The sequence below is a fragment of the Serratia sp. Je.1.23.a genome (assembly GCF_051129805.1).
GTDB classification, from domain to species: domain Bacteria; phylum Pseudomonadota; class Gammaproteobacteria; order Enterobacterales; family Enterobacteriaceae; genus Serratia; species Serratia liquefaciens.
In genome coordinates, this window is sequence record NZ_JBCPSR010000069.1 from 1 (window position 1) to 423 (window position 423).

1 protein-coding gene is annotated in these 423 nt (G+C 42.8%); it reads right to left on the reverse strand.

What is annotated here, in order from left to right; translation table 11 throughout:
- The coding region (gene nadA / locus AAZT04_RS26235) for a quinolinate synthase NadA (protein WP_434682339.1) at nucleotides 1-340 on the reverse strand (340 nt) is incomplete at its 3' end.
- Between the last annotated feature and the right edge of the window lie 83 nt (nucleotides 341-423).

A 423-nucleotide genomic window follows, 5' to 3' on the forward strand; every position in this document is an offset into this window, starting at 1 on the left:
CTGCAACAATAAGCACATCGGCATCACTATCACGCCCAAACCTTGCCATCTCTAAACTATCCGACACGATACCGCCTGTAGCCTCGGCAATTGCTTGGATTTTTGGGTCGGTATAATAGTGAGCAATTAACGTGGCATTATGCTGTTTTAACAAATCGGCAATGCGCTGTTTTTTTTCTGCAAATTCGGCATCGTCAATCTGAATATCTTGGGGTATACCCAGTTTATCGAGATGTTGTTTGACAATGTCTTTGGCAGACACTGCTACCAGTTGCTCATTATTCGCTAATAGAGGATTGGCTAGCTGGGTAGTTGCTTGTGGCGTACTTGATTGTTGCATGAAAAACTCCTTCTCATGAGATGACTTACCCATGTCTATCACAGGTAAGTAGCAATTCATTGATTCTCCTGCTGTTACTATAG